At 73.5% G+C, this 6,972-nt stretch carries 6 protein-coding genes; 1 reads left to right on the top strand and 5 read right to left on the bottom strand.

Annotated features, from left to right (window positions below; all coding sequences use genetic code 11):
• From J0670_RS25575 to J0670_RS25565, 3 genes are all read right to left on the bottom strand, one after another.
• Window positions 1–655 (bottom strand): HAD hydrolase family protein (locus J0670_RS25575; RefSeq protein WP_207814018.1); only part of this gene is annotated, 655 nt, incomplete at its 3' end.
• A gap of 87 nt (window positions 656–742) precedes the next feature.
• On the bottom strand, window positions 743–1,321 hold the full coding sequence (locus tag J0670_RS25570) for a dienelactone hydrolase family protein (protein ID WP_207814017.1): 579 nt from the start codon (window positions 1,319–1,321) through the stop codon (window positions 743–745).
• 85 nt (window positions 1,322–1,406) lie between these two features.
• The gene (locus J0670_RS25565) at window positions 1,407–1,784 is read right to left on the bottom strand and encodes a helix-turn-helix transcriptional regulator (RefSeq protein ID WP_207814016.1); all 378 of its coding nucleotides are present in this window, start codon (window positions 1,782–1,784) and stop codon (window positions 1,407–1,409) included.
• 142 nt (window positions 1,785–1,926) lie between these two features.
• On the opposite strand from J0670_RS25565, the gene J0670_RS25560 reads away from it, so the two are divergent.
• The gene (locus J0670_RS25560) at window positions 1,927–3,159 is read left to right on the top strand and encodes an MFS transporter (RefSeq protein ID WP_207814015.1); all 1,233 of its coding nucleotides are present in this window, start codon (window positions 1,927–1,929) and stop codon (window positions 3,157–3,159) included.
• 6 nt (window positions 3,160–3,165) lie between these two features.
• On the opposite strand, the gene J0670_RS25555 is transcribed toward J0670_RS25560, so the two are convergent.
• Together J0670_RS25555 and J0670_RS25550 are read right to left on the bottom strand one after the other, a co-directional pair.
• Complete coding sequence (locus J0670_RS25555) at window positions 3,166–4,014, bottom strand: ABC transporter permease subunit (RefSeq protein WP_307806685.1); 849 nt, start codon at window positions 4,012–4,014, stop codon at window positions 3,166–3,168.
• Between the two features lie 86 nt (window positions 4,015–4,100).
• Window positions 4,101–6,902 (bottom strand): alpha/beta fold hydrolase, encoded by a 2,802-nt coding sequence (locus J0670_RS25550; RefSeq protein WP_207814014.1) that lies wholly within the window; start codon window positions 6,900–6,902, stop codon window positions 4,101–4,103.
• Between the last annotated feature and the right edge of the window lie 70 nt (window positions 6,903–6,972).

Genomic DNA, 6,972 nt, shown 5'->3' with positions numbered 1-6,972 from the left:
CCGAGTGCTCGGCGTTGCGCAGCAGGTCGAGGTCGTTGATGTCGTTGCCGAAGGCGACGTACTCCTCGATCCCCACCGACCGCAGCGCCTCCCACTTGTTGGTCGCCCCAGGCGCGAAGTCGATGATCGCCTCGTCCAGGTGGTGGTTGACGGTCAGTCCGAGCCCCCGCCCGGCCTCGGCCAGCCCCGCCATGTCCGAGGCCCCGACCACCAGGAACTTCACCACCTCGGGCAGTTCCGCGAGCTCCACCCGCCGCGCCAGCCCGCCCTGGTCGACCCGGCCGCGGATCGGGTGGTCGGCCGGGCCGGTGTACGCGTAGTCCCAGGGCCCGTCCGCGAGGTACGTCGCCCCGTGGCGCCCGACGGCCTCCATCAGCGCCCCGAATCCGGCGGCGCCGAACGCGGCCCGGGCCTCCACCCGTCCGTCGACCGACACCAGGCTGCCGTTGCCGCCGATCAGCATCGCGTCCGGGAACGCTCCGCCCAGTACCGGCAGCAGGTCCCGGACCGGCCGGGCCGAGGCGAACACGACCCGGTACCCGGCCCGCTCGCACTCCCCGATCGCCGCCAGGATCCGTTCGTCGATCGTCCGCCCGTCGAAACAGAGCGTGCCGTCAATATCGAAGACCACCGTACGGGCGCGAAGCTTCAGCATCGTCGGATGATATCCATGCGCGTTCCACCCCCCGGCGGCCAGGGCGACTCCGACGCCGGCCCGGAGAGGCCCTTGAGGGCAGGTCCGTCAGTCCTCCAGGTCCGCCAGGAAGTCCAGCGCCGCCGCCCAGGCCCGCTCCGCCGCCTCCGCGTCGTAGTCGGCGAGGTCCGGGTCCGTGAACAGGTGCCCGGCCCCCTGGTACCGGTGCACCTCCACGTCCGCCCCGGCCCGCAGCATCCGCAGGTACCAGGCGTTCAGCCAGTCCTCCGGCTCGAACGGGTCCGGCTCCGCCATGTGCAGCTGCACCGGGATCGAGGTCGCCGCGTCCTCCCGCAGGTCCGAGGTCCCGTGCAGGAGCAGCAGCCCGCGCGCCTTCTCGTCCGCGAGGGCCAGGTTCTGCGCGATCGCGCCGCCGAGCGAGAAGCCCGCGTACACCAGCCCGCCCTCGGAGAGCGGGGCGGAGACGGTCACCGCGCGGTGCAGCAGTTCGTCGCTGCCGCCGATCTCCTCCTGGTAGGCCTGCGCGGCCTCGTTGTCGTCGAAGGTCTTCCCCTCGAACAGGTCCGGAGTGTGCACGGTGTGCCCGGCGGCGCGCAGCCGGTCGGCGGCGGCGCGCACGGCCGGGCTCAGGCCGTGGGCGGAGTGGAAGAGGACGATCTGGGCCACGGGTCGGGATCCTTCGACTGCGGAGGTCAGCTACCCACCCATGATCCCGCATCCCGGCCGAACCGCCGATCGGGAGCCGGCGCGGTCAGCTCTGCGGGCTCCACGCCGCCACCAGGTCGAGCAGCCCGGGGAACCGCGCGTTGAGGTCCTCGACCCGCACGTGGCTGCGGCGCTCCAGCCCGTACTGCCGCTGCCGGGTGATGCCCGCCTCGCGCAGCGCCTTGAAGTGGTGGGTGAGCGAGGACTTGGGCCGGTCGAGGCCGAACCAGCCGCAGGTGTGGTCGAAGTCCTCGGATTCCAGGAGGAGTTTGCGGACGATCGTCAGCCGCAGCGGGTCACTGAGCGCGCCCAGCACGGTCTCCAGGCGCAGTTCGTCGACGCCCGGCTCGGGCAGCGGTTCGGGCAGGTCGGACGGCTCGGGGAGCACCTTGACGGCGGGTACGGCACCGGTGGTCGCTGGCATCGACGACTCCTCCTGGCTCGGATCCTCTGGACGCGCTGACGCGCTCGCACTGTACGAGTCCAATCGTACTGCATGCTAAGTTCGACTCAACTCGTACTGCTGCCCGGCCACTCAGCCCGCCCACCGATCGGGAGACACCGTCATGCCCGCAACCCGGACCGCGCCCACCCCTCCCATCGAACGGAGCGACCGAACGGCCCCCGTCCGGTGGATCTGGCTGGCCGCCTGGCCGGTCACCGCCGTCTTCGTGCTGTCGAACGCCGCCACCCCCCTCTACGTCCTGTGGCAGCACGACATCGGCTTCTCCAAGGGCACCCTGACCGTGGTGTTCGCCTTCTACATCGTCGGCCTGATCGGCTCACTGCTGGTCTCCGGCGTGGTCTCCGACCGCCTCGGCCGCAAACCCGTCCTGGTCCCCGCCCTGCTGCTCGCCCTCGCCGCCTGCCTGGTCTTCGCGACCGCCACCAGCGTGGCCGCGCTCATCGTGGCGCGGCTGTTCACCGGCATCGCGGTCGGCGCCGTCGTCTCGGCCGGGATGGCCGCGGTCACCGACGTCGCCGGGCCCGAGCGCAGGCGCACGGCCGCCCTGCTCGCCTCCTGCGCGATGGTCTTCGGCGCCGGGCTCGGCCCGCTGCTCTCCGGGGCGCTCTCCGAGCTGGCGCCCGCGCCGACCGTCACCGTCTTCGCCGTCGAGGCCCTGCTGCTGGCCACCGCCCTGCTGGTCGTCCTGCGGATGCCGGTGCCCCGCCCCGCGACTCGCGGCACCGGACCGTGGATCCGGGTGCCCGGCGTCCCGCGCGGCAACGGCCGTCAACTCGCCCTGGGCATCGCGGTGTTCGCGCCCGGCATCACCGCGACCTCGTTCGTGCTCTCGCTCGGCCCCTCGCTGCTGTCCGGCCTGCTCGGCAGCACCGACCGGATCCTGGCCGGCGCCATGGCGTTCGCGATGTTCCTCACCGCCACCGGGGTGCAGTTCGCCGTCCAGCGGCTTCGCCGCCGCACCATCCTCACGCTCGGCGCGCTGAGCACCGCGCTGAGCATGGTCACCCTGGTCCTCGCCGTGCACGTCGAGGCGGTGGCGGTCCTGGTCGCCGCCGCGCTGCTGGCCGGCGCCGGCCAGGGCCTGGGCCAGCTCGGCGGCCTGTCGCTGCTCAACGCGGGCATCCCGCCGCAGCGCCTCGCCGAGGCCAACGCCGCGCTCAACGTGGGCGGTTACGTCCCGGCCGGCCTCCTGCCCGTCTCGGCCGGCTACCTCAGCGACGCCGTGGGCCTGACCGACGGCGCCACGGTCTTCGCCGCCGTCCTCCTGGCCCTCGCCCTCCTCGGCGCCCTGGTGGTCCGTACGACCCGCCGCGAGCTCACGGACCCGTCGTAGGCCCGCCTACGACACCACGTCCTTGCGCGCGAACCCGCGGAACGCCAGCGCCAGCAGCACCACCGCGTACGACAGCGACAGCGAGACGCCCTGCAGCATGCCGCCCCACTCCAACTGCGGCTGCAGGGCGTCCGCCCACGAGTACTGCCAGTGCGCCGGCAGCCACTCCCGCAGATCGCCGAGCGCCGTGACCGCGTCCAGCACCCCGGTGATGATCGACGCGAAGACCGCCCCGCCGACCGCCCCCAGCGGCGCGTCCGTCGCCGTCGACAGCCAGAACGCCAGCGCGGCGATCACGATCTCGCTCAGGAACACGAACGCCACCGCGATCGCGATCCTGGGCAGCGCCTCCCCGGCCGGCAGGCTGACCCCGGCGGGCAGCTTGAGGTCCCCCCACCCGTACGCCGCCGTCCCCACGACCAGCCCGATCGCGGGCAGCATGACCACCGCCACCGCCGAGAACGCCAGCCCGACCGCGAACTTGCGGGCCAGCAGCCGAGCCCTCGGCACCGGCGCGGCCAGCAGGTACCGCAGCGAGGACCAGCTGGCCTCCGAGGCGACGGTGTCCCCGCAGAACAGCGCGACCGGGATCACCAGCATGAAGCCGGTGCCCATGAACAGCATGGTGACCGCGAAGTTGGGCCCCGAGGCGGTGGCCAGCTCGATGAAGGTGGTCCGGTCCGGGCGGCTGGGGGTGCCGCCGATCTGGAACGCGGCCAGGATGACGAACGGCATCGCGGCCAGCACCGCGCCGATCACCAGCGTGCGGCGCCTGCGCAGCTGCCGCATCGCCTCCACCCGCAGCGGCAGCGTCCGGCCCGCCCGGTACCCCTGCGCGTGATCGGCCGAAGTCACCGAAGCCGTAGCCGTAGCCGAAGCCGAAACCGTAGCCGCAGCCGTAGCCGCCGAATTCGACGTCACCGAAGTCGAAGAATCCGAAGTCACGCCGCACCACCTCCGATCAACGACAGGAACGCGTCCTCCAACCGCCGCTGCGGCCCGGCGCTCTCCACCGGCACCCCCAGCCGCACCAGCTCCGCCAGCAGCCCGCTCGCGGTCAGCCCGTCCAGCCGGACCAGCAGTCCGCCCTCGACGGCCTCCGCCGAAGCGACCCCGGCCAGCGCGCCCACCTTCCGGACGACCGGCTCCGGGTCGTACGAGTCGGCGACCCCGATCATCAGCAGCTCGTCGGCCCCGACGATCTCCCCGACCGGCCCGGCCGTCACCAGCCGCCCGCGGTCCATCACCACCAGGTCCGTACAGCTCTGCTCGACCTCGGACAGCAGGTGGCTCGACACGATGACGGTCCGCCCACCGGCCGCGTAGCGGATCATCACCTCGCGCATCTCGCGGATCTGCGGCGGGTCCAGCCCGTTCGTCGGCTCGTCCAGGATCAGCAGGTCCGGCATCCCGAGCATCGCCTGCGCGATCGCGAGCCGCTGCCGCATGCCCTGCGAGTACGTCCGCACCGCGCGGTCCAGCGCCTCCCCGAGCCCGGCGATGGCCAGCGCCTCGTCGAAGCGCGCGTCGGCCTCCGGCCGGCCGGTCGCCTGCCAGTACAGCCGCAGGTTGGCCCGCCCGGTGAGGTGCGGCAGGAAGCCCGCGCCCTCGACGAACGCCCCGACCCGTGAGAGCACCGGCGCCCCGGGGCGCACCAGGTGCCCGAAGATCCGGATCTCCCCCGCGTCCGGCCGGATCAGGCCCATCAGCATCCGCAGCGTGGTGGTCTTGCCCGCACCGTTGGGCCCGAGCAGGCCGAGCACCTGCCCCCGCTCCACCTGGAACCCCAACTCCCGTACGGCATAGCGGTCCTGGGCACCCTTGTAGCGCTTGCTCAGCCCGCTGATCCGCAGCGGCACCCCGGCCAGCTCCGGATCGAACCCGGGGCCACCGGCCGTCGAACGCCGCCACCGACGCCGCCCCAGCGGCACCAGCACCAGCCCGGCGGCCACCAGCACGGCCACCACCGGCAGCATCCAGGTCCGCACGGGCAGCGGCGCCGACTCCGTGACCAGCTGCTCGACGGTCGGCACGGTGAGCGCCCCGGCCGGCGCGACCCGGTAGGTGGCCGGCTCGCCCGGCGAGGCGTACGCCAGGTCGGTGGACGCCAGCACCAGCCGCACCCGGTGCCCGGCCGGGAAGGTGTGGTCCACCGTGGGCAGCGCGACCGTCACCGTCTTCCCCGCGTCCGCGCCCGTCACCCGCAGCGGGGCGGCGAGCTGCTGCGGCAGCAGCGCCTTGCCGTCAGGGCCGACGTCGTACAGCTTCGCGAACAGCACCGCATCCGGCCGGTCCGCCGTCACCCGCACGGGCACCGTCGGCTGCCCGGTCAGGTGCAGCGGCCGGTCCAGCGGCGCCGAGTCGAAGGCGGCGCTCTGCCCCGGGAAGTCCAGCGACAGCCCGGCCCCGAGCGAGGCGGCCTGGCTGAGCGCGCCGATCCCCGGCACCGTCGAGATCCCCGGCGGCGCCCCGCCGGGCGGGTTGGCGACGGCCTTCTCCCCGCCCGTCAGCTCGATCGAGCGCGTGCCCGTCCCGTTCAGCCCCGGGTACCGGTCGGCGGTCGCCCCGCGCAGCACGGCCTGGAAGCCGGTCGAGTCGACGCCGCCGGTCCTGGTCACCCGGAAGGCCGGCCCGATGTCCGTGCCGCTCTTCTTCAGGCCGCGATTTTTCAAGAAATGGTCGAACCAGGCGGTCACCCGGTCATCCACCCGCGCGCTGGTGTCCGTCCCGCCGTCGTGCCCGCCCGCGAACCAGTCCACCGCGACGGGCGCGCCGTTGGCCGCCACCGCCCGGGCGATCCGGTCGCCCTGGTCGAGCGGGAACAGCGAGTCCTGCTGCCCCTGCACCACCAGCGTGGGCGCCTTGAGCTGCGCCGCCACCGAGGACGGGCTCGACCGCTCCAGCAGCGCGACGGCCTCCGGATCGGCGCGCCCGGTGGTCGCGACCCGGTCGTACATCTGGCAGAGCGACTCCAGGAACCGCCCGCAGCCGATCGGCCCGTCCGCGTCCGGCTTCGGCTCGCTCCCGCTGCGCGGCGCACCGCCCGAGGGTCCGAGGTCTCCGGCCGCGCCGGTGGTGAAGAAGATCCCGGCCCACAGCTTCTTGAACACGCCGTCGGCCGCGCCGGAGCCCTGCACCCCCTGCGGGAACAGCGCGTCGGCCAGGTTCCACCAGGTGATCTGGGTGGCCACCGCGTCGATCCGGTGGTCGTACGCGGAGGCCAGCAGCGAGATCGCCCCACCGTACGAGGCGCCGGTGATGCCGACCCGGGGGTCGCCGGGCGCGTCGAGCTGCACCTCGGGCCGTTGGGCCAGCCAGTCCACCATGTGCTTGACGTCCTCGACCTCACGGTCGGGCGAGTTCAGGCCGATCTTGCCGCCCGAGTGCCCGAAGCCGCGCGCCGACCAGGTCAGCACCGCATAGCCCTGCCGGGCGAGCTGCTGGGCGCGGTCGCGCTCGCCCTCCTTGGAACCGCCGAAACCGTGCGCGAGCAGCACCGCCGGCCTCGGCGTGGTGCCGGTGGTGAAGAACGAGGTGTCCAGTTGCACCTGCTGGGCGCTGCCGGGCGTCTCCGGCATGGTGAGGAAACGATCCTCCTGATGGACCGCCTGCTCACCGCCGGACGCCACCGCCGCCGTACCCGCACCGGCGACCGCCACCAGGGCCACCGCCCCGGCCAGCACCCTTCGCCGTACCGACACACCCCGGCCGCGCCAGCGACGCCATGCCCCACCGAACTCCATGAGCGCCGATCGTATCTGCCGCCCGGGTAGGCCGCCGATAAGGCCTCCACCCCTTTTCGTCCGGTTCACC

Origin of the sequence: Streptomyces sp. FH025, assembly GCF_017427025.1 — a bacterium.
Lineage (GTDB): Bacteria > Actinomycetota > Actinomycetes > Streptomycetales > Streptomycetaceae > Kitasatospora.
The sequence above is the reverse complement of the archived record's forward strand: the minus strand, read 5'-3'. Positions and strand labels throughout refer to the sequence as shown.

Excerpts from the sequence above, each read along its gene's own strand:
- J0670_RS25560 (WP_207814015.1), top strand. The coding sequence starts at position 1,927 with ATGCCCGCAACCCGGACCGCGCCCACCCCTCCCATCGAACGGAGCGAC.
- J0670_RS25565 (WP_207814016.1), bottom strand. The coding sequence starts at position 1,784 with ATGCCAGCGACCACCGGTGCCGTACCCGCCGTCAAGGTGCTCCCCGAG.
- J0670_RS25550 (WP_207814014.1), bottom strand. The coding sequence starts at position 6,902 with ATGGAGTTCGGTGGGGCATGGCGTCGCTGGCGCGGCCGGGGTGTGTCG.